25 protein-coding genes are annotated in these 25,649 nt (G+C 62.8%); 10 read left to right on the top strand and 15 right to left on the bottom strand.

What is annotated here, in order from left to right; all coding sequences use genetic code 11:
- Nucleotides 1–2: 2 nt before the first annotated feature.
- The 11 genes from BFQ01_RS10140 to BFQ01_RS10090 form a co-directional block, all read right to left on the bottom strand.
- Entirely contained in the window at nucleotides 3–1,211 is a 1,209-nt protein-coding gene (locus tag BFQ01_RS10140; RefSeq protein ID WP_065925165.1) for a glycosyltransferase WbuB, read from the bottom strand.
- Nucleotides 1,211–2,188, bottom strand: a complete 978-nt coding sequence (locus BFQ01_RS10135; protein ID WP_065925164.1) for a GDP-L-fucose synthase — start codon at nucleotides 2,186–2,188, stop codon at nucleotides 1,211–1,213. Before BFQ01_RS10135 ends, BFQ01_RS10140 begins: the two co-directional genes overlap by 1 nt.
- 2 nt (nucleotides 2,189–2,190) lie before the next feature.
- Nucleotides 2,191–3,312 carry a GDP-mannose 4,6-dehydratase gene (gene gmd, locus BFQ01_RS10130; RefSeq protein ID WP_065925163.1) on the bottom strand — a complete coding sequence of 374 codons (1,122 nt, stop codon included), beginning with the start codon at nucleotides 3,310–3,312 and terminating at the stop codon, nucleotides 2,191–2,193.
- Between the two features lie 69 nt (nucleotides 3,313–3,381).
- Nucleotides 3,382–4,317 (bottom strand): glycosyltransferase family 2 protein, encoded by a 936-nt coding sequence (locus tag BFQ01_RS10125; RefSeq protein ID WP_065925162.1) that lies wholly within the window; start codon nucleotides 4,315–4,317, stop codon nucleotides 3,382–3,384.
- A gap of 1 nt (nucleotide 4,318) precedes the next feature.
- Nucleotides 4,319–5,278, bottom strand: coding sequence for a nitroreductase family protein (locus tag BFQ01_RS10120; RefSeq protein WP_159440249.1), 960 nt, complete (start codon nucleotides 5,276–5,278; stop codon nucleotides 4,319–4,321).
- A gap of 14 nt (nucleotides 5,279–5,292) precedes the next feature.
- Entirely contained in the window at nucleotides 5,293–5,844 is a 552-nt protein-coding gene (locus tag BFQ01_RS10115; RefSeq protein WP_065925161.1) for an acetyltransferase, read from the bottom strand.
- On the bottom strand, nucleotides 5,841–7,004 hold the full coding sequence (locus BFQ01_RS10110; RefSeq protein WP_065925160.1) for a polysaccharide pyruvyl transferase family protein: 1,164 nt from the start codon (nucleotides 7,002–7,004) through the stop codon (nucleotides 5,841–5,843). Before BFQ01_RS10110 ends, BFQ01_RS10115 begins: the two co-directional genes overlap by 4 nt.
- Entirely contained in the window at nucleotides 7,001–8,176 is a 1,176-nt protein-coding gene (locus tag BFQ01_RS10105) for an O-antigen ligase family protein (protein WP_065925159.1), read from the bottom strand. The genes BFQ01_RS10110 and BFQ01_RS10105 overlap by 4 nt, the downstream gene beginning before the upstream one ends.
- Nucleotides 8,173–9,486, bottom strand: coding sequence for a lipopolysaccharide biosynthesis protein (locus BFQ01_RS10100; RefSeq protein ID WP_065925158.1), 1,314 nt, complete (start codon nucleotides 9,484–9,486; stop codon nucleotides 8,173–8,175). The genes BFQ01_RS10105 and BFQ01_RS10100 overlap by 4 nt, the downstream gene beginning before the upstream one ends.
- Nucleotides 9,487–9,491: 5 nt before the next feature.
- On the bottom strand, nucleotides 9,492–11,711 hold the full coding sequence (locus BFQ01_RS10095; RefSeq protein ID WP_065925157.1) for a polysaccharide biosynthesis tyrosine autokinase: 2,220 nt from the start codon (nucleotides 11,709–11,711) through the stop codon (nucleotides 9,492–9,494).
- A gap of 41 nt (nucleotides 11,712–11,752) precedes the next feature.
- Nucleotides 11,753–12,193: a low molecular weight protein-tyrosine-phosphatase gene (locus BFQ01_RS10090; RefSeq protein WP_065925156.1), complete on the bottom strand. Its 441-nt coding sequence runs from the start codon at nucleotides 12,191–12,193 to the stop codon at nucleotides 11,753–11,755.
- Nucleotides 12,194–12,423: 230 nt separating this feature from the next.
- On the opposite strand from BFQ01_RS10090, the gene BFQ01_RS32860 reads away from it, so the two are divergent.
- On the top strand, nucleotides 12,424–12,732 hold the full coding sequence (locus BFQ01_RS32860) for a phosphomannomutase (RefSeq protein ID WP_235865593.1): 309 nt from the start codon (nucleotides 12,424–12,426) through the stop codon (nucleotides 12,730–12,732).
- Entirely contained in the window at nucleotides 12,729–13,061 is a 333-nt protein-coding gene (locus BFQ01_RS10080) for a hypothetical protein (RefSeq protein ID WP_065925155.1), read from the top strand. The genes BFQ01_RS32860 and BFQ01_RS10080 overlap by 4 nt, the downstream gene beginning before the upstream one ends.
- Here BFQ01_RS10080 and BFQ01_RS10075 read toward each other — a convergent pair.
- The gene (locus BFQ01_RS10075) at nucleotides 13,013–13,636 is read right to left on the bottom strand and encodes a hypothetical protein (RefSeq protein WP_065925154.1); all 624 of its coding nucleotides are present in this window, start codon (nucleotides 13,634–13,636) and stop codon (nucleotides 13,013–13,015) included. The two genes, BFQ01_RS10080 and BFQ01_RS10075, sit on opposite strands and share 49 nt — an antisense overlap.
- Nucleotides 13,637–13,891: 255 nt before the next feature.
- Here BFQ01_RS10075 and BFQ01_RS10070 point away from each other — a divergent pair, with 255 nt between their 5' ends.
- On the top strand, nucleotides 13,892–14,968 hold the full coding sequence (locus tag BFQ01_RS10070) for an LLM class flavin-dependent oxidoreductase (protein ID WP_065925153.1): 1,077 nt from the start codon (nucleotides 13,892–13,894) through the stop codon (nucleotides 14,966–14,968).
- A gap of 299 nt (nucleotides 14,969–15,267) precedes the next feature.
- On the opposite strand, the gene BFQ01_RS10065 is transcribed toward BFQ01_RS10070, so the two are convergent.
- Nucleotides 15,268–16,062 carry a class II aldolase/adducin family protein gene (locus tag BFQ01_RS10065; protein WP_065925152.1) on the bottom strand — a complete coding sequence of 265 codons (795 nt, stop codon included), beginning with the start codon at nucleotides 16,060–16,062 and terminating at the stop codon, nucleotides 15,268–15,270.
- A gap of 164 nt (nucleotides 16,063–16,226) precedes the next feature.
- Nucleotides 16,227–17,132, bottom strand: coding sequence for a LysR family transcriptional regulator (locus tag BFQ01_RS10060; protein WP_027608694.1), 906 nt, complete (start codon nucleotides 17,130–17,132; stop codon nucleotides 16,227–16,229).
- 216 nt (nucleotides 17,133–17,348) lie between these two features.
- Here BFQ01_RS10060 and BFQ01_RS10055 point away from each other — a divergent pair, with 216 nt between their 5' ends.
- Both BFQ01_RS10055 and BFQ01_RS10050 read left to right on the top strand, forming a co-directional pair.
- The gene (locus tag BFQ01_RS10055; RefSeq protein WP_065925151.1) at nucleotides 17,349–17,960 is read left to right on the top strand and encodes a cysteine dioxygenase family protein; all 612 of its coding nucleotides are present in this window, start codon (nucleotides 17,349–17,351) and stop codon (nucleotides 17,958–17,960) included.
- Nucleotides 17,957–19,540: a rhodanese-related sulfurtransferase gene (locus tag BFQ01_RS10050; protein ID WP_065925150.1), complete on the top strand. Its 1,584-nt coding sequence runs from the start codon at nucleotides 17,957–17,959 to the stop codon at nucleotides 19,538–19,540. The genes BFQ01_RS10055 and BFQ01_RS10050 overlap by 4 nt, the downstream gene beginning before the upstream one ends.
- 66 nt (nucleotides 19,541–19,606) lie before the next feature.
- Here BFQ01_RS10050 and BFQ01_RS32555 read toward each other — a convergent pair whose 3' ends face one another.
- Nucleotides 19,607–19,768 carry a hypothetical protein gene (locus BFQ01_RS32555; protein WP_176718743.1) on the bottom strand — a complete coding sequence of 54 codons (162 nt, stop codon included), beginning with the start codon at nucleotides 19,766–19,768 and terminating at the stop codon, nucleotides 19,607–19,609.
- Nucleotides 19,769–20,166: 398 nt separating this feature from the next.
- Between BFQ01_RS32555 and BFQ01_RS10045 the strand changes: the two genes are divergently transcribed.
- The 5 genes from BFQ01_RS10045 to BFQ01_RS10025 all read left to right on the top strand — a co-directional run bounded on the left by BFQ01_RS10045 (nucleotide 20,167) and on the right by BFQ01_RS10025 (nucleotide 25,369).
- Nucleotides 20,167–21,141: an ABC transporter substrate-binding protein gene (locus BFQ01_RS10045; protein WP_065925149.1), complete on the top strand. Its 975-nt coding sequence runs from the start codon at nucleotides 20,167–20,169 to the stop codon at nucleotides 21,139–21,141.
- A gap of 11 nt (nucleotides 21,142–21,152) precedes the next feature.
- Entirely contained in the window at nucleotides 21,153–22,517 is a 1,365-nt protein-coding gene (locus BFQ01_RS10040) for an LLM class flavin-dependent oxidoreductase (protein WP_065925148.1), read from the top strand.
- Nucleotides 22,514–23,197 (top strand): peroxiredoxin-like family protein, encoded by a 684-nt coding sequence (locus BFQ01_RS10035; protein WP_065925147.1) that lies wholly within the window; start codon nucleotides 22,514–22,516, stop codon nucleotides 23,195–23,197. The genes BFQ01_RS10040 and BFQ01_RS10035 overlap by 4 nt, the downstream gene beginning before the upstream one ends.
- A gap of 61 nt (nucleotides 23,198–23,258) precedes the next feature.
- On the top strand, nucleotides 23,259–24,428 hold the full coding sequence (locus tag BFQ01_RS10030) for an acyl-CoA dehydrogenase family protein (protein ID WP_065925146.1): 1,170 nt from the start codon (nucleotides 23,259–23,261) through the stop codon (nucleotides 24,426–24,428).
- The gene (locus tag BFQ01_RS10025) at nucleotides 24,425–25,369 is read left to right on the top strand and encodes a D-isomer specific 2-hydroxyacid dehydrogenase family protein (protein ID WP_065925145.1); all 945 of its coding nucleotides are present in this window, start codon (nucleotides 24,425–24,427) and stop codon (nucleotides 25,367–25,369) included. The genes BFQ01_RS10030 and BFQ01_RS10025 overlap by 4 nt, the downstream gene beginning before the upstream one ends.
- The last annotated feature ends 280 nt before the right edge of the window (nucleotides 25,370–25,649 follow it).

The following is a 25,649-nucleotide window of genomic DNA, read 5'->3' as shown; positions in this document are numbered from 1 at the left end:
CATCAGACCTGTGCCATAAAGCGTTGCAGAATACGTTCCTTGTCGAGGAACTCCTTGGCGTAGTTCAGCGCCACCTCATTGCGCGCGGGCAATGCCAGTGCCCGCTCGATCCCTATGTTCAGCGCGGCGACGGACTCCGGTTCAGCCAGCACCGCAATGCCCGGGTGTTCCTCGCACAGGCGGCCGAGGGTGGTGCCGGGGTCGGCGGTGATGATGGCGTGGCCGCCCACCGCCAGGATATTGGTCAACTTGGAAGGCAGCACCGCGTCCGCCACCCCGCGCTTCTGGATCACCAGGTGCACGTCGGCCGAGGCCAGCAGCACCGGCAAATCCTCGTAGGGCTGCAACGGCGCAAACAGCACGTTGCGCAGGCCATCGCGCTGCACACGCTCGAACAAGCGGGCCTTGCCGGTGCCCTGGCCGACGATCAGGAACACCAGCTCCGGGCGATCGGCATAGGCCTGGGCGGCGTCAAGGATCAGTTCCAGGCCCTGCTTCTCGCCGATATTGCCGGCGTACAACAACACCCTTTGGCCTGGCGCCACACCCAGGCGCTGCAGCAGCCCGGGGCTGCGGGGCACCTGGCGAAAGCGGGCGGTTTCCGACCAATTGGGAAAGAACAGCAGGCGCTTGCCGTTCACGCCTTTGCCCCGGGCCTTGTCGAGCATGCCGCTGGAAATCGTCGAGACCCGGTCAAAACGCCGCAACAGCCAGCGTTCAAGCCCAAACGCCAGGCGCCGCACAAGGGAGCCGCCACCGATGCCGAGGCCGAACATCGCGTCCACTTCGTAATCCTGGATATGCAGCACCGAGCGCGCGCCACTGAGCTTGGCCAACAACAGTGCCTGGGGCGCACAAAACAGCGTGGGCACCACCAGGATCACCAGGTCCGGTTTCCAGCGCCACTGCCCCATGACCGCCAAAAACGAACTGGCGGAAAAGCTCATCAGGTGCAGCAGGCGCGTCAACGCCGTGGGCTGGCGTGGCACATACAGCGGGCAGCGAATCACCGTCACGCCGTCGTCCTGCTCGGTGCGAAAGCGCCACGGCGAATAGCCCTCGCCCACCTGCCACTGCGGGTAATACGGCGGCGCCGTCACCACTCGCACCTCATGGCCCTGGCCTGCCAGCCAGCGCGCCTGTTCACCGCTGTACTTGCCGATGCCGGTGAGCTCCGGGCTGTAGTTGATGCCGTACAGGAGGATCTTCATCAGTGGCCCCGAGGCTGTTCGAGGGCCGCGAGATAGGCGTTGTAGGCGTCGCGCAGCCCCTCTTCCAGCGGCACATAGGCTTCCCAGCCGAGGGCGTTGATCCGGCTCACATCCAGCAGCTTGCGCGGTGCGCCGTCGGGCTTGCTGGCGTCGAAGCGCAACTGCCCCTTGAAGCCGGTGACCCGCACCAGCGCCTGGGCCAGTTCGGCGATGGTGCAATCCACCCCGGTACCGACGTTCAAATGCGAACGCATCGGCTGGGTCTGCTCGCGGTAGCGTTCCTGGCTGAGCTCCATCACATGCACGCTGGCCGCCGCCATGTCATCCACATGCAGGAACTCGCGCCGTGGTTTGCCACTGCCCCAGATCACCACTTCCTCATCGCCACGCTGGGTCGCCTCATGGAAGCGCCGCAGCAAGGCGGCGATCACATGGCTGTTCTGCGGGTGGTAGTTGTCGCCCGGCCCGTACAGGTTGGTGGGCATCACGCTGCGGTAATCGCGGCCATGCTGGCGGTTGTAGCTTTCGCACAGCTTGATCCCGGCGATCTTGGCCACCGCGTAGGGTTCGTTGGTGGGTTCCAGCGCGCCGTCGAGCAACACCGCTTCGATCATCGGTTGCGGGGCATGCACCGGGTAGATGCATGACGAGCCGAGGAACAACAGCTTCTCCACGCCATGGCTGTGGGCGGCGTGGATCACGTTGGCCTGGATCATCAGGTTCTGGTAGATGAAATCGGCCGGGTACGTCGCGTTGGCGTGAATCCCGCCGACCTTGGCGGCCGCCAGGTACACCTGGTCCACACGGTGCCTGGCGAAGTACGCCTGCACCGCCGCCGGGTCGAGTAGGTCGAGCTCGTCACGGCCGGCCGTGAGCAACTGTGTGTAGCCCAAGGCCCACAGGCGCCGCACGATGGCCGAGCCGACCATGCCGCGATGGCCGGCCACGAAGATTCGCGCATCAAAGTCACGTGCCATGCTCAGTTCTCCACGGCAATCGGTGCGTCATGCCCGTGCAGGCGCAACAAAGCGTGGCGCTGGGCGACCTTGAGGTCTTCGCGAACCATCTCCGCGCACATTTCCTGGGCGCTGATTTCCGGCACCCAGCCGAGCAGGCGCTTGGCCTTGGACGGGTCGCCCAACAGCGTCTCGACTTCGGCCGGGCGGAAGTAACGTGGGTCGACGCGCACAATCACATCGCCCACCAGGATGCCCGGCGCCAGGTCGCCGTCGATCCGCTCGACCACCGCCACCTCTTCCACGCCCTCGCCGACAAAGCGCAGATGCAGCCCCAGTTCCGCCGCCGACCAGCGAATAAAGTCGCGCACCGAATACTGCACACCGGTGGCGATGACAAAGTCCTCGGGGTGTTCCTGTTGCAGCATCATCCACTGCATGCGGACGTAGTCCTTGGCGTGGCCCCAGTCGCGCAGTGCATCCATGTTGCCCATGTACAGGCACTGTTCCAGGCCCAGGGCGATGTTGCTCAGGGCGCGGGTGATCTTGCGGGTCACGAAGGTTTCACCGCGACGCGGCGACTCGTGGTTGAACAGGATGCCGTTGCACGCATACAGCCCATAGGCTTCGCGGAAGTTCACGGTGATCCAGTAGGCGTACAGCTTGGCCACCGCATAGGGCGAGCGCGGGTAGAACGGCGTGGTTTCCTTCTGCGGGGTTTCCTGCACCAGCCCGTACAGCTCGGAGGTCGAGGCCTGGTAGAAGCGGGTCTTCTTTTCCAGGCCCAGCAGGCGGATCGCCTCGAGGATGCGCAAGGTACCGAGGGCATCCACATCGGCGGTGTATTCCGGCGAATCGAAGCTCACCGCCACATGGGATTGGGCGCCGAGGTTGTAGATTTCATCGGGTTGGATCTGCTGGATGATACGCGTCAGGTTCGATGAATCCGCCAGGTCGCCATAGTGCAGGACCAGGTTTTTACGCAGGGCCTGCGGGTCCTGGTAAATATGATCGATACGCTGGGTATTGAACGACGAAGAACGGCGCTTGAGGCCGTGCACGGTATAGCCTTTTTCCAGCAGCAGCTCGGCCAGGTACGAGCCATCCTGACCGGTGATCCCGGTAATAAGCGCGACTTTATTCATGTCTGTCTCCCAATTGATAGGCGAGCGAAGGCCGACACCCAAACTTGGGTGTTTGTTAAAAACGCTCAGTTACTTCGGTGTGGGCAGGTTCAAGTTATGGCCGGTCAACTTTGAGAGTTCCCGGACAATGGCTTCCTTATCGTTTAAGTGCGCAATCGCGGTTTCCAGTTCGAGCACTTTGGCGCCCACCAGAAAGCGGTACCAATAGCCCTGGAGCAGGTGATAGACCAGGCCGCTGCGGCCATCGAGAAACCCCAGCTGGATGATGTAGCGCCACAGGAAATACGCGGTGGAACTGAGGGTGAACGGCACGCGGTTGTACACGCGGTTCTTGACCAGGCGCTTGGCCTTGGCCTGGAACGAACTCTGCCCGGCATGCAGTTCATCGCGTATCGCAAACAGCCCCAGCCGCGCGTTAAGCACTTCAATCGCTTCGCGGGTGGCGTACTGGTTGTGCTTGTGGGTGAAGAAGGTCAAGTCATGCAGGTTATGGTCGGCAAAACCGCCGTCGAGGGTGATGGTGCGGCCCTCGGCGACCGAGATGTGCTCGTCCATCCAACGGTCCTCCATGCGCCCCTGGCCGGTGCGCCACAGCCGCAGCATCTTCAACGGGTAGCGGCCGCCATGGCGCACCCAGCGCCCCATGAAGATATGCTTGCGCTTGAAGTTGATGCCGGTGATGTCGCGGGCCAGGGCCGGCAGCCGGGTATTGATCGCGGCGGCAAGGTCGGCCTCGATGATTTCGTCGGCGTCCAGGCGCATCGTCCAGTTGCCGGTAATCGGCAGGTGATCCAGCGCCCACTGGAACTGCTTGGCCTGGTTGATGAAGGCGTGCTGCACCACCAGCGCGCCATGGCGCCGGGCGATGTCGCAGGTGTCGTCGGTGGAAAACGAATCGACCACCAGCACTTCGTCGCTGAAGGCCCGTACCGACTCGATGGCCCGGGCGATATGCAGGCTTTCGTTGTAGGTGAGGATGATCACACTGACGGTTTCGCGCTTCATATCAGCCACCGTGCATCTGCAGGACTTCGGTGGTGAGCCGGCGCGGTGAACGCGCGGCCCGGAAGTGGCTTTCCAGGGGCAGCCCCACGGCGATCATCATGATCAACCGCTCGCTGGCCGGGATGGCGCCGATGCCACGGATCTTCTTTTCCACCGAATTGAGGATCGCCAGGTTCAGCGGGCACGCGCCCAGGCCATTGGCGTGGCAGGCCAGCAGCAGGCCCATGGAAAACAACGCACCGTCGACGTAAAGCTGGTTGCGCTGCCCCGCGCCGCCCCAGGCGGTGACTTCGGACGTGACCACAAACAGGTTGTCCACCGACTGCGCAAACCCGCGCGAGCCGCCTTGCAGCTCCAGCAGCTGCGCGATCACCGCGCGGTCCTGATACACATGCACCCGCGACGACTGCCGGTTGCATTGCGAGGGTGACGACTGCGCCAGCTCCACCAGGGACGTCAGCAGGCCACTGTCGATCTTGCCGGCCTGGAACATGCGGCAACTGGAGCGCGATTGCAGGAACGCCTTGGCATCCAGCCCGCCATTGCCCAGCCACGGCGCTGCACGCTTGATACCACCGCTGCCGGCGGTGCCGTCGCGCTTGAGGTGCTCCACATAAGCATCCAGGTAAAACACGAAGTCGTCGCTGATGCCGAGGGTGCGGTGCAGCTCGAGGTAACCCTGGAACGCGCCGAGGGCCATCTCCACCGGCAGCGCCGAATACGTGCGGTCGTATTCGTTGAGCATATGGATGATGCCGTTGATCTTGTCCTTGCCGAACAGCGGCTTGGGTTCCTTGAGGGACAGGCCCTTTTCCACGGTGTGGGTTTCGATGAGGATTTTGTAGAACAGCTTCTTGTTGCGGCTTTCCAACGGCGAGTAACCGTTGTGGCGAATAAACGTGAGCATGTCGCGAAAGAACTCGCTGACGAAATACATCAACTTCCATGCCTTATCCATCATGGGTTTCACCTGTTTCATAGTGCGATGTCTCTCGTTTTGAGGGGGCGGCACGGCGCACCGACGCAAATCATCCAGGCCGGCTGGCTGGCCGTGACCACCGAGCGCGCGCCGACCACGCAGCCCTCCTCCAACACACAACCGGGGTGGATAAAGGCCTCGGCGGCGACCCACACGTGGTCCTTGATCACGATCTCGCGAGTCACCAAGGGCCGCAGCAGGCTGCGGGTGTCGTGGCTGCCGGTGCACAGGAAGCTGCGCTGGCTGATGGTGACTTTGGAGCCCAGCGTGATTTTGGCCATGGCGTACACATCGACCCCATCGCCGATGGCGGTGTAGTCGCCGATCTCCAGGTTCCACGGCGCCCAGATGCTGCACGTGGGCGCGATGCGGCAGCCCACGCCGACCTTGGCGCCAAAGCAGCGCAGCAACCAACGCCGCCAGTTGTGCAGCATCCAGCGCGGCGTAGGACGAAACAGCAACTGATAGACCATGCCCCACAACAGCCGGCGCGCCTTGTTGCTGCGCGGCAGGGTGTCGACGTACTTGAGTTGCGCGAAGTCGCTCATGGCCGGATCGCCGCGAGTTGTTCCAACAGGTAGCGCTCGCCCACCTGTTGCAGGGCCTGGCGCCGGGCCCGCACCGCCACCCAGTCGATGGGCGCCGCGATCAAGGCGTGCACCTGGTCGGCATCGTCTGCCGGCAGGAAGCGTTGCGACAGCTCCAGCTTCTCCAGCAGGTTGCGCACACGGGCGTTCAGCGAGGCCTTGTTGCCCGGTAACCCCACGGCGATAAACGGCTTCTCGAAAATGATCGCGAACACCGTGGCGTGGAAGGAGTTGGTCACCACGTAGGCGCTCTCCTTGAGCAACTTGAGCCAATCCTGCGGGCCCATCTGCACGGTCTCGCCGATCTGCCGCCAGCGCCGGTGCGCGTTATACGGCGAGACAATCGGCCCGGCCACCTGACGCGACAGCGCCTGGGCCACTTCGCGCACGCCCACGCCGGTGCGCAGCGCATAGCAGAACACGTGGCCGGTGCGGGTCTGGGTGGACGTGGCGAGCAGCGCCGAATAGTCGCGGTGCAACAGCGTCGGGTCCGGCACGCAGTGGGCAGCCAGCCCCGAGACCTGGTGCACGATGCTCACCCCGCTCTCCTCGCGCACGCTGATCGCCGACAGTTGCTTGAGCAAGCCCTCGGCTTCGGCGTGGTACTGCGGCTCCAGGTATTCCTTGCCGAAACTCGCGGCGTAGGAGATGCGCCGGATCGTCTGGTCGCAGTCGAAGGCCAGGAAGTACGCCGGGTCGAGGCCGGTCTGGCCCGAGGGGTTCCAGATCTGGTCACTGCCGGCCACCAGCAACTGCTGGCCCGCCACCGCCTGGTTGAGCTGGTGGGCGTGGGCGTAGCGCGGCGCCTGGATATTCAGGAAGCGCGTCTTGAACGCGTGGAACTGGCGCGACTGGGCATTCGGCCCCAGCACCCGGGTTTTCAACGCCAGGGCCTTGAGGTACAGGGCCTTGAGGTTGGCCTTGAGCTGGCGCGGGTTGAACAGCTGGCGGATCTCGCTGCCATCCTCCACGTAGGCCGGGTGGTAGTTGATCAGGCTTACCTGCAAGCCCTGTTGCTGCAACCAGCGCTGCAAGGCATAGGCTTGCAGCACCGCGCCGAAGTTTTCGCTGAAGTGGTACGTCAGTATCCCGGCCCTGATGGGGCTAGCAGGTGCGCTCATGATCCAGCCTGTTTCAGTAAGTAATTGGGGTAAACCGCCTGGCGTGCAGGCGCAGCCTTGTTGAGCAGGCCGATGAACATCGACCACACCAGCAGGTAGCTGCCATCGAAGGTGGTGAAGAACTGGTAGCTGGTCTTGAACGAGAAAATCAGCAGGATCGCCACCACGGCCAGGGATACCGGGCTGCGCGGCAAACCGCTGAACAGCAGGCAAAACAGCGCCACGCCGACCACTCCCAGCTTGGCGATGACGCCCCAGTAGCCGTTCTCGATATCGAACTTGGAGTTCTCGAACCAGCGCTCGTCATTGGTGGGCACGCCGGGGGTCAATTGCTTGGCCAGGCCATTACCCAGGAACACCGTGGCGGGGTTGTCGAGAAACGATTCCTTGGCATGGGCGATCTCGAACGCACGGGTTACGTCCTCGCCCTTCTCCTCGAACAGGTAAGTGGCAAAGCGCGACACCGCCAAGGGGCTGGCATAGAACGTCAGCGTGCCCAGCGCGCCGATGGCCACCACCAGCACCGCCAACGACTTGAGCTTGCGCTGGGTAATCGCCGACAACAGGATCATCACCGCCATCGCCGCGAGGATGGTCTTGGACCCGGCCGCCAGCAACGTGACCGCGAGGATCAGCATCAAGCCGACCCTGCGCTGGCAACAGGCATAGAAAAACAGCAGCACCGCCGAGCTGGTGGGAAACAACATGATCCGCCCGACTTCGTCGCTGGACTTGGACGCGGCGTTGGTCAGGTCGATGCCCACGCCATACAGGCTGACCTGCAGCAACTGGCCAAGGGCGAAGATGTAGATGATGCGTTCGAGGATGCGCCGGTAGTTGACGCTATGGGCCAGCGCGATTTTTTCCACATTGGCCAACACATAGCTGTACCCGGCCAGCAGCAGCACAAAATAGAAAAACGGAATGCCGGAACGCAGGAACTGGTACAGCGAGATCTTCGCCCCACTGCTAACCAATACCTGCAACACACTGGACGCGACCACCAGCGCCAGCAATGGCAGCGCGCGGGTAAAGCCACGCGCCGCGTACACCACGAACGGCAGCAACAGCAGCAGCGCCAAGGGTTGCGAGAGGTTGTTGCTCAGCGCCAGGGGCAAGGCGAAGAACGTCAGCGGCAGGTAGAGGGTCAGGCGCGCCTGGGACAGCATCATGGGCCGACCTCCCCCACGCGAATCACCCGCAGGTACACCAACACCACCAGTTCCGGCAGCGACAGCAACAGCGACGCGCCCAGCAGCGGATCGATGCGCTCCTTGCATGCCAGCCACAGCAGCAAGGCCATCACGCTGCTTACGGCATAGATCACTGAGGTGAGGGTGTGGCGATTGGTGGAAATCAGCATCGCCGCGAGGATGAACCAGGCCACATTCAAAATCGTATGGGAGCCGATCAGCGCCAATGACAGGCGATCGACCTGCACCAGGCCATGGCTCCACAGCAGGATGACCTGCGGCCCGGCCCAGATCCCGGCGACATACACCAGCAGGCACAGGCCCAGTACCAGGGAGCTGGCGCGCTGGGTAAAGCGTCGTGCCTGTTCGAACTCGCCGCGCCCGGCCAGCCGTGAGATCTCCGGGGTCAGGGCGTTGCTGCAGGTGATGCCCAACTGGATGATCAGGCGCATCAGGGTGCGCGCCATGGTGTAACCCACCACCACCGCCGGGCCGGCGATCTGGTTGAGCACTTGCAGGCCGCCTTGCAGGGTGATCGCCTGCGCCAGCGGGATCGCCGCGCTGCCCAGCGCCGGTTTCCAGATACCACGGAACTCGGCCCAGGACGCCGACGCCAGCCCCAGCAGCGGCCAGGGTGAAATCCGCCGCACAAACAGGGTCACCAGCACCAGGAACAGCACCTGGCTGAAAAACATGCCCTGGGCCAATTGCAGTTCGGAGCCACCCAGCAGCAGTACGACGATGGACAGCACAATGTCCAGGGTCCTGCGGTTGGCCATGATGAAGACGCCGCCGACGGTTCTGTCGATGGTGCGAAACCAGGCGTCGATCGGCCCACCCAGCAAGCGCGTGCACAGGTAGCCGGACATGAACAACACCACCAGGCCGGCTTGCTCGGCGGTCAAGGTCTTGAGCCCGAGCAGTGACACCCAGTCGAGCCACTGGCCCAATGTCAGGGCGAATACCAGCACCAGCGCCACCACCGCCAGGGTAAAGGCCAGCGCGGTCTGCACACTGCGTCGCGCCCCCGGCACATCGCCCTGGCTCGCACGCAGCGTGGCGCTGGTGGCCGACGCCTGGGCCACCCCCAGGTCCAGCAGGCTGAGCATCGACGGAATGCCGGTGAGCACCAGCCAATCGGCATAGCGCCCGGTGCCCCAGGCGTGCAGGAAGAACGGCACCAGCACCAGTTGCGCCGCCAGCGTCACCAGTTGGGTGTAGCCGTAGCTCAGCACGTTGAGGCGAAACCGTCGCGACAACGAGCGCGGCATTTCAAGCACTTTGCTCATGGTCATCAGGCCTTGTCGGACTGATAGGCGTAGCTGTAGTAGCCGTAGTCGCCATAGCCGTAGCTGGCGGACCGGCGTTTTTCCACACCATTGAAGATCGCACCCTTGAGCTCGATGCCGTTCTGATGGAAGCGGCGCAGGGTCAACTCGATCTCCTTCGCCGAGTTCACGCCAAAACGGGTGACCATCAGGCTGGTGCCGGCCTGGCGCCCGACAATCGCGGCGTCGGTCACCGCCAGCAATGGCGGCGTGTCGATGATCACCAGGTCATAGCGCTCGCTGACTTCGGCCAGCAACGCGGCGAAGTTGGGGTGCATCAGCAGTTCAGACGGGTTGGGCGGGATCTGCCCACGGCCGATGAAATCGAAGCGCTCCACGGCGGTCGGGTGAATCGCTTCCTGCAGATCACAGCGCTTGGCGAGCAGGTCGGACAACCCCGCCTCCACCGCCTTGCCGAGCATCTTGTGCAAGTAGCCCTTGCGCATGTCGGCATCGATCAGCAGCACGCGCTGGCCCGACTGCGCGACAATCGCCGCCAGGTTGGCCGAGACAAACGTCTTGCCCACCTCGGGGCTCGGGCCGGTGATCATCAGGCGGTTGTTCCTGGCCTCGAGCATGGCGAAGTGCAGGCTGGTGCGCAGGCTGCGCATGGCTTCCATCACCAGGTCATGGGGGTGATTGACCGCCAGCAGCGACGGCGCGCCGGAACGTCCCTTGGCCGCGTTGGTTTCCTCGGCCTTTTGCAACAGGCTGAAGGGGATCGAGGCGTACACCGGCAGGCCGAGTTTCTCGATCTCATCCGGGCTTTCCAAGCCACGGTTGAGCAGGCTGCGTACCAGCACGATGCCTACCGAGAGCATGCCGCCGAGCAGCATCGCCAGCAGCACCACGATGACCTTGCGCGGCGCCACAGGCTTGGCCAGGTTGACATCGGCGCTGTCGATCAGGCGCACGTTGCCCACGGTGCCGGCGCGCATCACATCAAGCTCTTGGGAGCGGTTGAGCAACTGGGTGTAGATCTCGGTGCCCACTTGCACGTCGCGAGTCAGGCTGAGTAATTCCTGCTGGGTCGTGGGCAAGCCTTCGACGCGCTTGGTCATCTGCGCCTGCTTGGCGTTGAGTTCCGCCAACTTGGCGATCAAGGCACGATAAGCCGGGTGCTGGGGGGTGAACTTACGGTCCATCTCAGCCTGTTGCAGCTTGAGTTCGGAGATGCCGGTATCCAGGGCCACCACCTGGTCGAGCACCGCCTTGGCTTCGAGGCTGATGTCGATGGATTTGCTGCGGGTCTGGAAGCGGTTCAAGGCGTTCTCAGCCTTCTCCAGGTCGCGCCGCACCTGGGGCAACTGGTCATTGAGGAACGACAGGCTCTGTGCCGCCTCGGCCGAGGTACGGTCGACGTTCTGCTTCACATACAGGTTGGAAATTTCATTCAGCGTACGCACCGCCAGGCCCGGACGCGTGCTCTCCAGGGACAGGCTGATAATGCCCGACTCCTTGCCGCGCTCAATGACCGTCAGCAGGTCCTGATAGTCGGCCACCGCGTCCAGGCGCGGCTTGCGCACGATCTTGAAATGCGCGCCCGGATTGGCCCGCAGCTCCTTGACCAGCACCTCGACGCCCTCGGCGGCAAACGGCACGCCGACGCTTCCTGCGGCGATCTCGACGCCGTCCTCATCAAATAACGTGTAGGCCTGGGCCTCGCCGGCCACCAGTACCAGGGTGGTCCCGAGCAACGCCGTCGGCAGGGTCAAGCGGCTCAGCACCAGGGCCTCGCCTCCCGCCGAGTAGCGATTGAAACCGAACAGCGGCGGCGCAACATCGCCCTTGTGTTCAGGCGCATAACGCCGCGCGAGGAAGCCACCGATCAACGGAAAATGCTGCGGCGTGACAGTGATGTCCAACGCCAGGGTATCGACGGTCTTGCCAATGATGGTGCGCGACTTGATCAGCTCGATCTCGGTCACCGCCGGCGATTCCTTGCCCAGCAGGCTGCTGACGTCGGAGAAACCGAGCATGTCGTTCTTCTTCGGCTCCACCTGGATCAACGCATTCGCCTGGAACACCGGCGCCGACAGAATGGCGTAGGCGGCACCGATCAGCATGCAGGTGCCGGTGATCCCGGCGATCAGCCATTTGTGATCGATCAGGTTGCCGAGCATGCCGAGCACATCGATCTCGTCACGGTGAGGGCTTTCAGGGGAAGCGTTCTGGGGTGAATACATAAATCGCGTCTTCGTCCTTGCAATCGTTTAAAGAGGGAGCGTCAGCGCGCCAGGCGCTGGGCCCAGGCCTGTGCGGCCTGTTCGATCAAGGCATAGGCCTGCACAAAGGCGGGCTTGCCCTGGCGATAGGGGTCGGTGATCTCGCGATCGTGCTGCCACTTGCCCAACAGGAACACCTTGCCCCGCGCCTCGGGGGCGAGGTCGAGCACGCCGTCGATGTGCCGTTGTTCCATCACCAGGATCAGGTCGGCCTCACTCACGGCGCCGGCGTCGAGTTGCCGGGCCCTGTGCACCTGGGGCACATGCCCGTGCTCCGCCAGCACCTGCCCGGCCAGGGGCTCCAGCGGATGGTCACGCAAGGCCGCCAGGCCCGCCGAACTCACCTGGATCCCGGAAGGTGCAAGCGCAGCACCCAGCAAGTGTTCCGCCGTGGGGCTGCGGCAGATGTTGCCGATGCACACAATCAATATCTTTTTGAACAAGGCAACCTCCCACGCACCGCACACTTATTCTTCGGCAAAAGGGACGACCTTATTTAATGAGCTGCAACTAACGACCGAGTAATTATGACCACAGCCTACAAACCGAGACCATCTATCGCGCAAGACAAAAAATAACAATCCCGGTATTGACCGACTAAAACTAACATTCCGGTATTTTTGCACCGCCCCATAATAAAGTGCGATTTGAATGCACCAGACAGGGGACGGCCATGAACACGTCAAAGTTATTGGTAGAGCGTATTGGCCTATTTCCTTCTTCGGGAAATATTCATGTGGAAGTGCATGATTCAACCCATGTCGTCGAACGCCTGCAGGTGCTGTATGCGGATAACTCACTGGACAGCGACGCGTCCGGCGCCGGGTTTTCCATGGTGTTCGCCGACTGGCGCTTCAAGTTGCAGGTCAGTGACCCGTTGTCGGTGTGCCTGTGCGTGGAAAGTCGCGGCGACAGCCAGTTCATGCAGGTCAAGACGGCCGAACTGCTGGCCAATATCTGCGGCACCGAGGAGCGGCCATGAGCCTGTGGGCGGGCTTGAGACGCGGCTATGCGTTGCGCAGGCTGACGGGGATGTTCGAGGGGTTTGCCGAACCGGTGCAGGGCGCGCAGTACCAGCGCAACACCCGGGCCATCGGCCATTGGCTGGACCTGTTGCGCGGCAGCTCCCCCCAGCAGATCACCCATGCGCTGTTCCAGCAGATGAAACGCGCGCGGCGCCGTGGCAATGCGCAACGGTTCAACGCGCAGACCACCCTGCTGGCGCTGATGGTGGAAAGCAACCTGGCGCTGGACCTGGCGACCTACTCGGCCTTCCTGTGCGCGGTTTCCAGGCGCCAGGCAGGCTCCTGATGGGCCTGGTCGGCACCTGAGAGGGTCACTGCGACGCGGTTGAGCAGCCACTCCGCGTTGTACTTGGGCACCAGCCCACAGACCAGCAAAAACACCAGCCCGCCGCCGATGAACACGGGGGATACCTTGATGGGCGCGGCATCAATACGCCACAGGAACACACTGGCCGCTGTCGCACCCAGTGCGGCACCGGCCAGGGCTTCATTCAGCGGATGTATATAAGGCGCGACACAATAAGCACTGAACCCGATACTTATCACTAACCCCACCAACGCCGCCGGCCAGCGCCAGGCCAGGTTGAACTGGCGGGCCAGCAAACTCGTTGCCACCGTGACCATCAAACAGGTGTTCATGGCATGGCCACTTATTACAGCAATATCCAAGTGCTGGAAGGATAAGCCCCAACCTTTAAACAGCAACTTGCTGGCCGCCACGATCGAATAAGTAATACCCAGCGTTATTATCCAGGCCCGCAATGCCCACGGCGTGGAATACCTTAACCAGACAGCAATCATCAGTGCGGCCGGAATCATGACGGTAATGCCGCCATATTGCGCAAGTTCTGCCCGCATCACTGCTTAACCTTCGAGGTGCCGTTTTCGGCGCTCATCAGACCTCAGGCCCAAAAAAAACACAACGTTATCTAGCGTCAGCAACACCTGCAAAATGCAATTTACTGATTACTACATACAGATATGATTCTGTATTTTAATAATTAGGTTAGAACCAAACGGCATTTTACACAGGCTGTCGCGGCCCCTACCGTGGACGAGCATGACCGACCCCCTGCCCGGCGGAGGTACTCACTCCCTACTCGACAAGGACAGACCATGAGCATTGAATTCATCGGCTATATCGGCGGTCACCACGCTTCCGAGATCCACCCACGCAGCGGCCCTGCCCTGCAACCGGACTACGTGGAAACCGTGGCCCGCGCCCACGAAGACGCCGGTTTCGACCGCGCGCTGGTGGCGTTCCATTCCAACAGCCCGGACAGCACGCTGATCGCCGCCCATGCCGCCAGCGTGACGAAAAAACTGCAGTTCCTGATCGCCCACCGTCCGGGCTTCGCCCAACCCACCCTGGCCGCCCGCCAGTTCGCCACCCTTGATGTGTTCAATGGCGGGCGCACCGCCGTGCATATCATCACCGGCGGCGACGACCGCGAACTGCGCGCCGATGGCAGCCATATCGGCAAGGACGAACGCTATGCGCGCACCGATGAATACCTGAGCGTGGTCCGCCAGGAATGGACCAGCGATCAGCCCTTCGACTTTGCCGGCACCTACTACCAGGTCGAAGGCGCGCACTCCGCGGTGAAGTCGCCGCAGCAGCCGCATATCCCGCTGTATTTTGGCGGCTCTTCCAAGGCCGCGATTGAAGTGGCGGGCAAGCATGCCGATGTGTACGCGCTGTGGGGCGAAACCTATGAGCAGGTACGCGAGATCGTGACCCAGGTGCGCGCCGAAGCGGCCAGGCATGGGCGTACGATTCGCTTCAGCCTGTCGCTGCGACCGATCCTCGCCGAGACCGAAGAACTGGCGTGGGCGCGTGCCGACAGCATCCTGCAACAGGCCACCGAGTTGGCAGAGAAGAATGGCTTTGTGCGGCGTGAACCGCCGAATGAAGGCTCGCGCCGGTTGCTGGCGGCGGCGGCGCAGGGCTCGCGGCTGGACAAGCGCCTGTGGACGGGGATTGCGGGGTTGCTGGGGGCGCAGGGCAACTCCACCTCGTTGGTGGGGACCGCCGAACAGGTGGCAGAGGCATTGGTCGATTATTACGACCTCGGTATCACCACCTTCCTGATCCGTGGGTTTGATCCGCTCAATGATGCGATCGACTATGGCAAGCGGTTGATCCCCCTCACCCGGCAGCTGATTGCTGAACGCGAGCAGAAAGTCGCCTGACCAAACAACACAGAACCCATGTGGGAGAGGCTTGCCCCCGATGGCAGAGTGTCAGTCAAAGATAAATTGACTGATCCACCGCCATCGGGGCATGGGTATCTACACATCTTGAGCCGAGCCCCGTGCGTAGCAGCTGTCGAGCCTTGGCGAGGCTGCGTCGGCGGTGTGTCAGACGCGCCGCAAACGCAGCCTCGCCAAGGCTCGACAGCTGCTACGCGTCATCCTACTGAAGTTGTGTAGATACTGATGGCTATCGGGGCAAGCCCCCTCCCACATTTTGATCTTCACTATGCTCAGGATCAGTTCTTGTAGTCGGTATCGTTGCGCTCCAACTGCCGAATCAGCGCATTCCAATGCCGCGCCACCCCCGGTCCTTCGCCACTGGCAAACACCTTGGCCTGTTGTTCGACTTTCTCCACCACTTCGGCCGGCGGGAAGATCAACTCCGCATTCCCCGCCGCCTGCGCCGCCACCTGGATATTGCACGCGCGCTCCAACTGTTGCAGCTGCACAAACGCATGTTCAACGCTGACACCGGCGGTCAACAAGCCATGGTTGCGCAGGATCATCACGCTCTTGTCGCCCAGGTCCGCCACCAGCCGCTCGCGTTCGCCCAGGTCGAGGGCCACGCCTTCATACCCGTGGTACGCCACACGCCCGGAAAAACCAATGGAGTGCTGGGAGATCGGCAGCAGGCCGTCCTTCTGCGCCGACACCGCGATGCCGTCGCGGGTGTGGGTGTGCAGCACCGCCTGCAGGTCATGGCGTGCGCCGTGGATCGCGCTGTGGATCACATAACCGGCGTAGTTGATGCCCAGGCCGGTAGGGTCATCGACGATAGTGCCGTCGAGGTCGACCTTGACCAGGTTGGACGCACTGATTTCATCGAACAACAACCCGAAGGCGTTGATCAGGAAATGCTCCTCCGGCCCCGGTACACGGGCGGAGAAATGGGTATAGATGTGGTCGGTCCACTTGTACAAGGCAGCCAGGCGATAAGCGGCGGCCAGTTTGACGCGCACCTCCCACTCTTGCGGGGTAACGCGCTGGCGAACATTGCTGGTGAGGTTAGTGATCGAGGTGACGCTGCTCATGGCAAAAATTCCTGGATGGCCTTAAGGACTTCCAGGCAAGCCTAGGGGATGGCCAAAAATAATAAAAAGCACATTTTAATCTAAGCTAATTATTATTTTTTTTCATATAACCCTCACCAACAGCACAAGGCAAATGGGAGCAGGCTTGCCCCCTCCCACATGGATCAGGCTGCGTCGCGGACTTTATGCAGCGACGCCGCCACCCGCTTGCCAAACGCATCCACCGGCCCCTGCAGGTTACCCAGGAAGTGCGGATAGATCAGCCACAAATCCATCACCGGCTTGAAATCCTTGAGCGGCATCACCGCCAGTTGCTCGCGGTGCGCACTGCGTTCCAGCAATGGCCGTGGCACCAGGCCCAAGCCCAGGCCGTCGGCCACCAGGCCCAGTTGCAGTTCGGTGCCGAAGGTCTCCAGGTTGACCCGCAGGGCCAGGCCCTGATCGGACAAGGTGCGCTGCAACCCGGCACGGAAGCCGCAGCCGTCCGGGTTGAGGACCCAGCCGTTCTGGTACACATCGGCCAGCTTGCAGGGTTTCTTCGGCAGTTGGGCCTTGGCGCAGACCACCACCAGTTCCATCTTGCCGATGGACTCGCCGACGATGTTGTCCGGGAAGATCTTGCCTGCCGGGAACAGCGCCGCCGCCGCGTCCAGTTCGCCGCGTTCGATCTTGCCCACCAACTGGCTGCCCCAGCCGGTGGCCACCTGGGCACGCAAGTCGGGGTATTCGCTGCGCAGGTGCTTGAGCGCGTCCAGCAGCACCACGTCGCCGATGGTCTGCGGCACACCCAGGCGCAACAGGCCGGTGGGCGGTGCGTCGGTGGCCACCAGCTCGCGCAGGGCATCCATCTCGCGCAGGATCAACCGGCACTGCTCATAGACGCGGGTGCCGATCAACGTCGGCTTGAGGGGTTTGGTGTTGCGGTCGAACAGCTCCACGCCCAGCGCCTGCTCGAAGTTCTGCACGCGGCGGGTAATGGCCGGCTGGGTCAATTGCAACGACTCGGCGGCATGGCTGATGGACTGGCAACGAATCACTTCGACAAAGGCATCGATATCGTCAATTTTCATTTGGGCCGCACATAGAGAACAGTCATTAAGATGTGTGTGAAGCATAGTTGCAGGAACGTGGCGTGAATAGCCCGTGCTGCAATCGATAACGTCTAACGCTATTCAGACCGGTTCTAAATTACCTTCAGCTATAAGCTAATCATTAAAAAATAGCATATTAACTATAAACATTATGCTTAGATAAACCCATCCCTGCGACCACACGATGGAAGTGCCATGACCCAGGCCCGACACCCCGAGAGACTCAGAGCCTTCATAGGCGCCCTGGCGGAATTGATCGACGGCAATCCACGCGAAGGCGACCTGTTGCACCGTGGCGGCAAGCTGCTGGCGCAACTGGTCAGCCATGACGACTGGCTCCCCGATGAATTTGCCCAACCCGATCCCGAGCGCTACCAGCAGTTCTTGCTGCATGCCGATTCGCGCCAGCGTTTCAGCATCGTCAGCTTTGTCTGGGGGCCGGGGCAAAGCACGCCGATCCACGACCATCGGGTGTGGGGGCTGATCGGCATGCTGCGCGGCGCAGAGTTCTCCCAAGGCTTCGAACGCGCGCCCGACGGCAGCCTGGTCGCCGAAGGCCAACCGATTCAACTGGTGCCGGGCCAGGTCGAGGCGGTGTCGCCCAAGGTCGGCGACATCCATCAGGTGAGCAATGCCCACAGCGATCAGGTGTCGATCAGCATTCATGTGTACGGCGCCAATATCGGCGCGGTGCGCCGTGCGGTGTACCAGCCCGACGGCAGCGAGAAACTGTTTATCTCCGGTTATTCCAACGCCTTCCTCCCGAATATCTGGGATTTGTCCAAAGAAAAGAGCCCTGCCCTATGACCACCGTACCGACCCGTAGCTTTGCCCGGATTCGCCAGGCCCTGTTGGACCGTGAAGAAGTCGCCCTGGTGGACGTGCGCGAAGAAGCGCCGTTTGCCGAATCCCACCCGCTGTTCGCGGCGAATATCCCGCTGTCCAAGCTGGAACTGGAGGTGTATTCGCGCATTCCACGCCGCGATACCCAGGTCACCGTCTACGACAACGGTGAAGGCCTGGCTGCCCGTGCCGCCGAACGCCTGGTTGCGCTGGGCTACACCCAGGTCAGCCTGTTGGAAGGTGGCCTCGACGGTTGGCGCCGGGCCGGTGGCGAGCTGTTTATCGATGTGAACGTGCCGAGCAAGGCCTTTGGCGAACTGGTGGAGAGCGAGCGCCACACGCCGTCCCTCGCCGCCGAAGAAGTGCAGGCGCTGCTCGACAGCCAGGCCGATGTGGTGGTGCTCGACGCCCGCCGTTTCGACGAATACCAGACCATGAGCATCCCCACCGGCATCAGCGTGCCCGGTGCCGAGCTGGTGTTGCGTGCGCGGGAACTGGCGCCCGACCCGGCCACCCGCATCATCGTCAACTGCGCCGGGCGTACCCGCAGCATTATCGGCACCCAGTCGCTGATCAACGCCGGCGTGGCCAACCCGGTGTCTGCGCTGCGCAATGGCACCATCGGCTGGACCCTGGCCGGGCAGAAGCTCGCCCACGGCCAGTCGCGGCGCTTTGCGCCAACCTCGGAAGAGCATCGCCAGATCGCCGCCGTCGATGCACGCCGCGTCGCCGACAAGGCCCGCGTCGGTCGCGCCACCCTGGCCGACCTGCAACGCTGGCAGCAAGACGCTGCACGCACCACCTACCTTTTCGATGTGCGCACCCCGGAAGAATTCGAAGCCGGCCACTTGCCCGGCGCGCGCTCCACCCCCGGCGGCCAACTGGTGCAGGAAACCGACCATGTCGCCAGCGTGCGCGGTGCGCGCCTGGTGCTGGCGGATGACGATGGCGTGCGGGCGAACATGTCTGCGTCGTGGCTGGCCCAACTGGGCTGGGACGTGCATGTGCTGGATGACCTGCAAGCGGCGCACTTCAGCGAAAAAGGCGCCTGGGTCGCTCCAGTCCCCGCGCCCCCCCAGGCGGAACTGATCAGCCCGCACACCCTCGCCGAATGGCTCGAGCATGGCGACACCGTGGTGCTGGATTTCACCGCCAGCGCCAACTACGTGAAGCGCCATATCCCCGGTGCCTGGTGGGTATTGCGCGCACAACTGCCCCAGGCCCTGGCCAAGGTGCCCGCCGCCCAGCGTTATGTGCTGACCTGCGGCAGCAGCCAACTGGCGCGCCTGGCGGTGGCTGAAGTCGAAGCGATCACCGGCAAGCAAGTGTTCCTGCTGCAAGACGGCACCGCCGCCTGGATCAACGCGCAACTGCCACTGGAAGAAGGCGAAACCCACCTGGCATCGCCGCGCATCGACCGCTACCGCCGGCCGTACGAAGGCACCGACAACCCCAGGGAAGCCATGCAGGCCTACCTGGACTGGGAATTCGGTCTGGTGGAGCAACTGGCCCGCGATGGGACCCATGGGTTTTACGTCATTTGACCCCAGGCACGCCTGCCCCCATTGCGGGAACAGGCGCTGCCCCATGCATGGGGCGGGGGTACTGCGTTACTTTTTTTCTTCTGTGTCGGTGCAAGAAACCGTCTCCGAGCTACCGCTCAACTGAGACTGCATGGCGTGGACACCCGCCTCCATTTGCGAGGCCGCGCTGAACTGGGCGCCAAGCAGCAGGCTGAACATGACGCATGTGGTTGCCAATAATTTGAACATGACGAATCCTCACTGGTTCGCTGAGAGAGTAAAAATACCCCCATCGTTTATTCGCAGCTGACTTGGCTGCGTACTGCCATTTTCTGCCCGGCGCAACGCCTGGACACCTGTGAAGAATGACAGTGGCCTAGACAACTTCGCACTATGCAAACCTGCGCTGAGAGCGATTGGCGCCGCCCCCCCTTGCACACCCAGGCACCCCAGCCGCAATTACACAGCTTAAAAATACATAAAATGCATATTAGATGACAAACTATCTTAATAGTTTTAATAATTAACATATAACCAAAAAGACTTTCACAGCAGGTTTTTATGGGCATAACGTGAACTCCTCACCGACCCCTTCTCCAGGCGGAGGTAGCCGAACCCTTTTTCGATCTGCCTGGAGCCTGCATCCCATGGTCTTTTCCACTCCGTTCAAACGCCTGCTCCTGGGCACCGCCCTGGCCCTTGGCCTCGCCACCAGCGCCCACGCCGCCGACCTGCAACCGCTGCGGGTGGCCAATCAGAAATCGACGATCAAGACGCTGCTGGAAGTCTCCGGCGAAACGAAAAACGTGCCCTATGAAATCCAGTGGTCGGAATTCCCGTCCGCCTCGCCCCTGGGCGAAGCCTTGAATGCCGGAGCCGTGGACATTGGTGCCCTGGGCGACGCGCCCTACGTGTTTGCCCTTGGCGCCGGCGCCTCGCTAAAGGTGGTCAGCATCATCCACGCCGAAGGGCGTAACACCACCGCCCTGCTGGTGCCCAAGGATTCGCCGATCAAGACGGTGGCCGACCTCAAGGGCAAGAAAATCGTCACCGGGCGTGGGTCCATCGGCCATTACCTGGCGATCAAGGCGCTGGCCACGGCCGGCCTGACCACAAAGGATGTGCAGTTCATTTTCCTGCTGCCCAGCGAGTCGCGCCTGGTGCTGGATAACGGCACTGTCGACGCCTGGTCGACCTGGGACCCCTACACCACCGTCGTCACGTCCCAAAGCCAGGCGCGGATCCTGGCCAGCGGCAACACGCTGTTGAGCAATCACCTGTACCTCGCCGCCACCCGCCAGGCCATCGCCGACAAGCGCACGCAGCTGGACGACTTTGTCGCCCGCGTCGACCGCGCCTACGCCTGGGCCAATACCCACCCCGACGAGTACGCCGCCGCCCAGGCCAAAATCACCGGGCTGCCGCTGGCCGTGCATGTGGCCGTGGCCAAGGAAACCCGCCTGAGCCCGGTGCTGATTGACGACAGCGTGATCAGTGGCCTGCAGGCCACCGCCGACACCTACCAGCAAGAAGGCCTGCTGCCCCGGCACATCGACGTGTCCCAGGGCTTTGACACGAGCTTTAACGCCAAGCGCGTCCCCAACAACCAAGCATCACGCTGAAGGAGCAGAACATGAGCACGCCACATCAATTGAAACCCCGCCATTTGAAATTGGGCGCCATGGTCCACGGTGTCGGACACGGCTGGGGCGAATGGCGCCATCCGCAGGCGCAACCGAATGCCAGTACGAATTTCGGCTTTTACAAACAGCAGACCGAACTCGCCGAAGCGGCCAAGTTCGACTTCGTGTTCATCGCCGACAGCCTGCACATCCATGCCAAGTCCAGCCCGCATTACCTCAACCGCTTCGAGCCGCTGACCATCCTCTCGGCCCTGGCCGCACTCACCAGCCATATCGGCCTGGTGGCCACCGTGACCGTCAGCTACACCGAGCCCTACCAGGTGGCGCGCCAGTTCGCGTCCCTGGACCATATCAGCGGCGGTCGCGCCGGCTGGAACGTGGTGACCTCGTGGCTCAGCGGCACCGCCGACAACTTCGGTAAAGCCGAACACCCACCCCACGCCGTGCGCTACCGCATCGCCAAGGAACACCTGAACACGGTCAAGGGCCTGTGGGACTCCTGGGAAGACGACGCCTTTGCCTACAACAAGCAAAGCGGCGAATTCTTCACCCCGGGCAAGCTGCATGCGCTGAACCACAAAGGCGAGTTTTTCTCGGTCAAAGGCCCGCTGAACATTGCGCGCTCGCGCCAGGGCCAACCGGTGATTTTCCAGGCGGGCACGTCCGAAGACGGGCGTAACTTTGCGGCGCAGAACTCGGACGCCATCTTTGTGCATGTGGAGAGCATCGAAGAAGGCCTGGCGTATACCCAGGACCTCAAACGGCGCGCCAAAGGCTTTGGCCGTGACGCCGACAGCCTGTCGATCCTGCCGGGCATCCGCCCGATTGTCGGCCGCGACGAGGCCGAAGTGGAAAGCCGCTACCAGCAGGCCGTGGAGCTGGTCACCGTGGAAGACGCCATCGTCGCCCTCGGCCGCCCGTTCAACGACCACGACTTCAGCCAGTACCCGCTGGACGCGCCGTTCCCGGAACTCGGCGACCTGGGCGCCAACAGCCAGAAAGGCGGCTCCGACCGCATCAAGCAACTGGCCAGGGACGAAGGCCTGACCCTGCGCGAAGTGGCGCTGCGCTTCTCGCGGCCCAAGCGTGATTTTGTCGGCACCCCGGAGCAAGTCGCCGACGCGATCCAGACCTGGTTCGAACGCGGTGCCAGCGATGGTTTCATCATCAACTCGGTGCTGCCGGACGGCTTGCAGTATTTCACCGAACTGGTGGTGCCGGTGCTGCAACAGCGTGGCCTGTTCCGTAGCGAATACACCGGCCACACCCTGCGCGACAACCTTGGCCTGGCCGTACCGGCCAACCGTTACAGCGTCACCGCCGAGGTCGAAACGCAACAGGAGGCGCTGGCATGAGCGAATCCCTCAACCGTCAGTTGGCGGCGCTGCACGCCGAGCGTGTAGCGACCTGGGCGCCGGCGGCGTTGCAGGTCAATATCGACCAGCGCCAGCGCCTGGTGAATGAAGCACGGGTAGACGACTACGTGCAGCTCGGCGATGAACTGGACCCCTTCACCCTGCTCAATGTGGAAGGCGGCGAACTGACCCGCGAACGACTGCTGGCCGACGGCCCGGCGGTGCTGATCTTCTTCCGTTTCGCCGGCTGCCCGGCGTGCAATATCGCCCTGCCCTATTACGAACGCCAACTCTACCCACGCCTGCGCGAACTGGGCGTGCCTCTGGTCGCGGTGAGCCCGCAAGTGCCAGAACGCCTGGTTGAGATCAAGAGCCGCCACGCCCTGCAATTGCTGGTGGCCAGCGACCCGGACAACCACCTCGGGCGCCGCCTGGGCATCCTCTACAGCTTCGACGAAGCCTCGCGCAATGCAGCCTTGGCCAAGGGCAATCACATCGGTGAAACCACCGGTACGGGGACCTGGGAGTTGCCACAACCGACCGTGGTGGTGATTGCCCAGGACGGCACGGTGGCGTTCGTGGACGTCAGCCCGGACTGGCTGGTGCGTACCGAAGCCGAGCCGGTGGTGCGGGTGGTGGAGCGCTTGTTGGGCCAACAGCCTGTACGCATCGCCATCTAAGCCCACCGTCCCCTGTGGGAGGGGCAAGCTCTCTCCCACATTTTTGACCGAGTACACTCTTATGACCCAACCGTCTCTACGCTCCGTGGAAGTCGCCAACTTCGACGCCCTGCTCGAACGCCTCAGCACCGAACTGGCCGGCACCGCGCACCTGTATGACGAGAGCGGCGCCTTCCCCCATGCCAACTTCCAGCGGCTGCATGACCACGGCCTGGTCGCCCTCACCGTGCCCAAAGCCCTCGGTGGCGGCGGTGCCAGCCTGCCGCAGGCGCGCAAGGCGATCAGTGCAATTGCCAAGGGCGAACCGTCCACCGCACTGATCCTGGTGATGCAATACCTGCAACATACCCGCCTGCAAGACAGCAAGACCTGGCCGCCCCATCTGCGTACACAAGTGGCCGAGGACGCGGTGCGCAACGGCGCATTGATCAACGCCCTGCGCGTCGAACCCGACCTCGGCACCCCGGCCCGTGGCGGGCTGCCGGCGACCACCGCCGTGCGCACCGCTGAGGGTTGGCGCATCAGCGGGCGCAAGATCTACTCCACCGGCAGCCATGGCCTGAGCTGGTTCAGCGTATGGGCGCGCAGCGATGACGCCGACCCGCTGGTGGGCGCCTGGCTGGTGCCCAAGGACAGCCCCGGCGTGAGCATCATCGACACCTGGGACCACCTCGGCATGCGCGCCACCTGCAGCCATGAAGTGCTGCTCGACAATGTGCTGGTGCCACTGGACCACGCCGTCAGCGTCAGCCCCTGGAGCGCGCCGCAACCGGAACTGGATGCCGAGGGTTTCCTGTGGATGTCGGTGCTGCTGTCCTCGGTGTATGACGCCGTGGCCCAGGCTGCGCGGGACTGGCTGGTGAACTGGCTGGAAGAGCGCCAGCCATCCAATCTCGGTGCGGCGTTGTCGACATTGCCGCGTTTCCAGGAAACCGTCGGCCATATCGACACCCTGCTGTTCGCCAACCGCAGCCTGCTCGACGCCGCCGCCGACGGCCACACCCCGGCCGCCAACGCCGCGCAGTTGAAGTACCTGGTCACCCACAACGCCATCCGCGCGGTGGAGCTGGCCATCGAGGCCTCCGGCAACCCCGGTCTGTCACGCCATAGCCCGCTGCAACGCCACTACCGCGATGTGCTGTGCAGTCGCGTGCATACCCCGCAGAACGATGCGGTGCTGCAAGGTGTCGGTAAAGCCGTGTTCGCCCAACGCCAGAAGGAACGCACATGACTCAGGTGATTATTGCCAGCCAGTTGGACGAAGACTACAACGAGGTGATCCGCGCACGCCTCACTGCGATCCACCCCGGAGCCCAGGTGATCGGCGTGCCGGCGGGCGTGCCGAGCGACCTGCCGCCCCAGGCGAATATCCTGCTGCTGCGCCCGATCAACGTGCGCGGCTACACCGCCCCGGACACCCCACCACCGGGCTGGCCCTACGGCGCGCAATGGGTGCATTTGGTCTCATCGGGCATCGACTTCTACCCGCAATGGCTGTTCAACGGCCCGCCGGTGACCACCTCCCGGGGCAGCGCCGCCGACAACCTCGCCGAGTTCGCCCTGGCGGCGATCTTTGCCGCGGCCAAGCATTTACCGGACATCTGGGTGAAGGACTCGCAATGGAATTTCACCGCCCTGCGCCCACTCAAGGGCACCACCCTGGGCATCCTCGGCTTTGGTGCGATTGGTAAAAGCCTGGCGCAAAAAGCCCTGGGCCTGGGCATCAAGGTGGTGGCGTTGCGCAAGAGCCAGACACCGTTCGGTATCGGCGTAGAGGCCGCCCAAGACATCCACGACCTGTTCGCCCGCGCCGACCACCTGGTGGTGGCCGCGCCACTGACCGACGCCACGCGGCATATCATCAACCGCGATGTGCTGGGCAGCGCCAAGCCGGGACTGCACCTGATCAACATCGCGCGCGGCGGCTTGCTCGATCAGGAGGCATTGCTGGAGGCGCTGGATAACGGCCAGATCGGCCTGGCATCGCTCGACGTGACCGAACCGGAGCCTTTGCCGGATGGGCACCCGTTGTACAGCCACCCACGGGTGCGGTTGTCGCCGCATACGTCGGCGATTTCGACCAATAGCCGCAACGAGATTGCCGATACGTTTTTGGCGAATCTGGAGCGCTACGTTTCAGGGATCGAACTGGCGAATCTGGCTAACGCCTGACGCCGTTCAAAAATGTGGGAGGGGCGGTGCGACGATTCGACTTGCTCCCGATTGCAGTGGGTCAGTACCAAATCCACCAACTGACACTCCCTCATCGGGGCATAGGTATCTGCACAACTCTTAAAGGCTGACACATAACTCTGTGGTGAGCGGGCTTGTCGAATCGTCGCACCGCCCGCGCTGGGTTGCGAAGCGGCCCCAATAAGGTCACCGCAGAGTGCCAGAATCAATCGAGGTGAAGGTTTTGGGGCTGCTTCGCAACCCAGCGCGGGGCAAGCCC

The sequence above is a fragment of the Pseudomonas sp. 8 R 14 genome (assembly GCF_900005955.1).
Taxonomy (GTDB): domain Bacteria; phylum Pseudomonadota; class Gammaproteobacteria; order Pseudomonadales; family Pseudomonadaceae; genus Aquipseudomonas; species Aquipseudomonas marginalis.
Note: the sequence above shows the minus strand (reverse complement) of the source record. Positions and strands in the feature narration are given on the sequence as shown.

What these genes read in the sequence shown, in the direction of transcription:
- BFQ01_RS10140 (WP_065925165.1), bottom strand. Translation starts at nt 1,211, where the DNA reads ATGAAGATCCTCCTGTACGGCATCAACTACAGCCCGGAGCTCACCGGC.
- BFQ01_RS10135 (WP_065925164.1), bottom strand. Translation starts at nt 2,188, where the DNA reads ATGGCACGTGACTTTGATGCGCGAATCTTCGTGGCCGGCCATCGCGGC.
- gmd (WP_065925163.1), bottom strand. Translation starts at nt 3,312, where the DNA reads ATGAATAAAGTCGCGCTTATTACCGGGATCACCGGTCAGGATGGCTCG.
- BFQ01_RS10125 (WP_065925162.1), bottom strand. Translation starts at nt 4,317, where the DNA reads ATGAAGCGCGAAACCGTCAGTGTGATCATCCTCACCTACAACGAAAGC.
- BFQ01_RS10120 (WP_159440249.1), bottom strand. Translation starts at nt 5,278, where the DNA reads ATGATGGATAAGGCATGGAAGTTGATGTATTTCGTCAGCGAGTTCTTT.
- BFQ01_RS10115 (WP_065925161.1), bottom strand. Translation starts at nt 5,844, where the DNA reads ATGAGCGACTTCGCGCAACTCAAGTACGTCGACACCCTGCCGCGCAGC.
- BFQ01_RS10110 (WP_065925160.1), bottom strand. Translation starts at nt 7,004, where the DNA reads ATGAGCGCACCTGCTAGCCCCATCAGGGCCGGGATACTGACGTACCAC.
- BFQ01_RS10105 (WP_065925159.1), bottom strand. Translation starts at nt 8,176, where the DNA reads ATGATGCTGTCCCAGGCGCGCCTGACCCTCTACCTGCCGCTGACGTTC.
- BFQ01_RS10100 (WP_065925158.1), bottom strand. Translation starts at nt 9,486, where the DNA reads ATGAGCAAAGTGCTTGAAATGCCGCGCTCGTTGTCGCGACGGTTTCGC.
- BFQ01_RS10095 (WP_065925157.1), bottom strand. Translation starts at nt 11,711, where the DNA reads ATGTATTCACCCCAGAACGCTTCCCCTGAAAGCCCTCACCGTGACGAG.
- BFQ01_RS32860 (WP_235865593.1), top strand. Translation starts at nt 12,424, where the DNA reads ATGAACACGTCAAAGTTATTGGTAGAGCGTATTGGCCTATTTCCTTCT.
- BFQ01_RS10080 (WP_065925155.1), top strand. Translation starts at nt 12,729, where the DNA reads ATGAGCCTGTGGGCGGGCTTGAGACGCGGCTATGCGTTGCGCAGGCTG.
- BFQ01_RS10070 (WP_065925153.1), top strand. Translation starts at nt 13,892, where the DNA reads ATGAGCATTGAATTCATCGGCTATATCGGCGGTCACCACGCTTCCGAG.
- BFQ01_RS10065 (WP_065925152.1), bottom strand. Translation starts at nt 16,062, where the DNA reads ATGAGCAGCGTCACCTCGATCACTAACCTCACCAGCAATGTTCGCCAG.
- BFQ01_RS10060 (WP_027608694.1), bottom strand. Translation starts at nt 17,132, where the DNA reads ATGAAAATTGACGATATCGATGCCTTTGTCGAAGTGATTCGTTGCCAG.
- BFQ01_RS10055 (WP_065925151.1), top strand. Translation starts at nt 17,349, where the DNA reads ATGACCCAGGCCCGACACCCCGAGAGACTCAGAGCCTTCATAGGCGCC.
- BFQ01_RS10050 (WP_065925150.1), top strand. Translation starts at nt 17,957, where the DNA reads ATGACCACCGTACCGACCCGTAGCTTTGCCCGGATTCGCCAGGCCCTG.
- BFQ01_RS32555 (WP_176718743.1), bottom strand. Translation starts at nt 19,768, where the DNA reads ATGTTCAAATTATTGGCAACCACATGCGTCATGTTCAGCCTGCTGCTT.
- BFQ01_RS10045 (WP_065925149.1), top strand. Translation starts at nt 20,167, where the DNA reads ATGGTCTTTTCCACTCCGTTCAAACGCCTGCTCCTGGGCACCGCCCTG.
- BFQ01_RS10040 (WP_065925148.1), top strand. Translation starts at nt 21,153, where the DNA reads ATGAGCACGCCACATCAATTGAAACCCCGCCATTTGAAATTGGGCGCC.
- BFQ01_RS10035 (WP_065925147.1), top strand. Translation starts at nt 22,514, where the DNA reads ATGAGCGAATCCCTCAACCGTCAGTTGGCGGCGCTGCACGCCGAGCGT.
- BFQ01_RS10030 (WP_065925146.1), top strand. Translation starts at nt 23,259, where the DNA reads ATGACCCAACCGTCTCTACGCTCCGTGGAAGTCGCCAACTTCGACGCC.
- BFQ01_RS10025 (WP_065925145.1), top strand. Translation starts at nt 24,425, where the DNA reads ATGACTCAGGTGATTATTGCCAGCCAGTTGGACGAAGACTACAACGAG.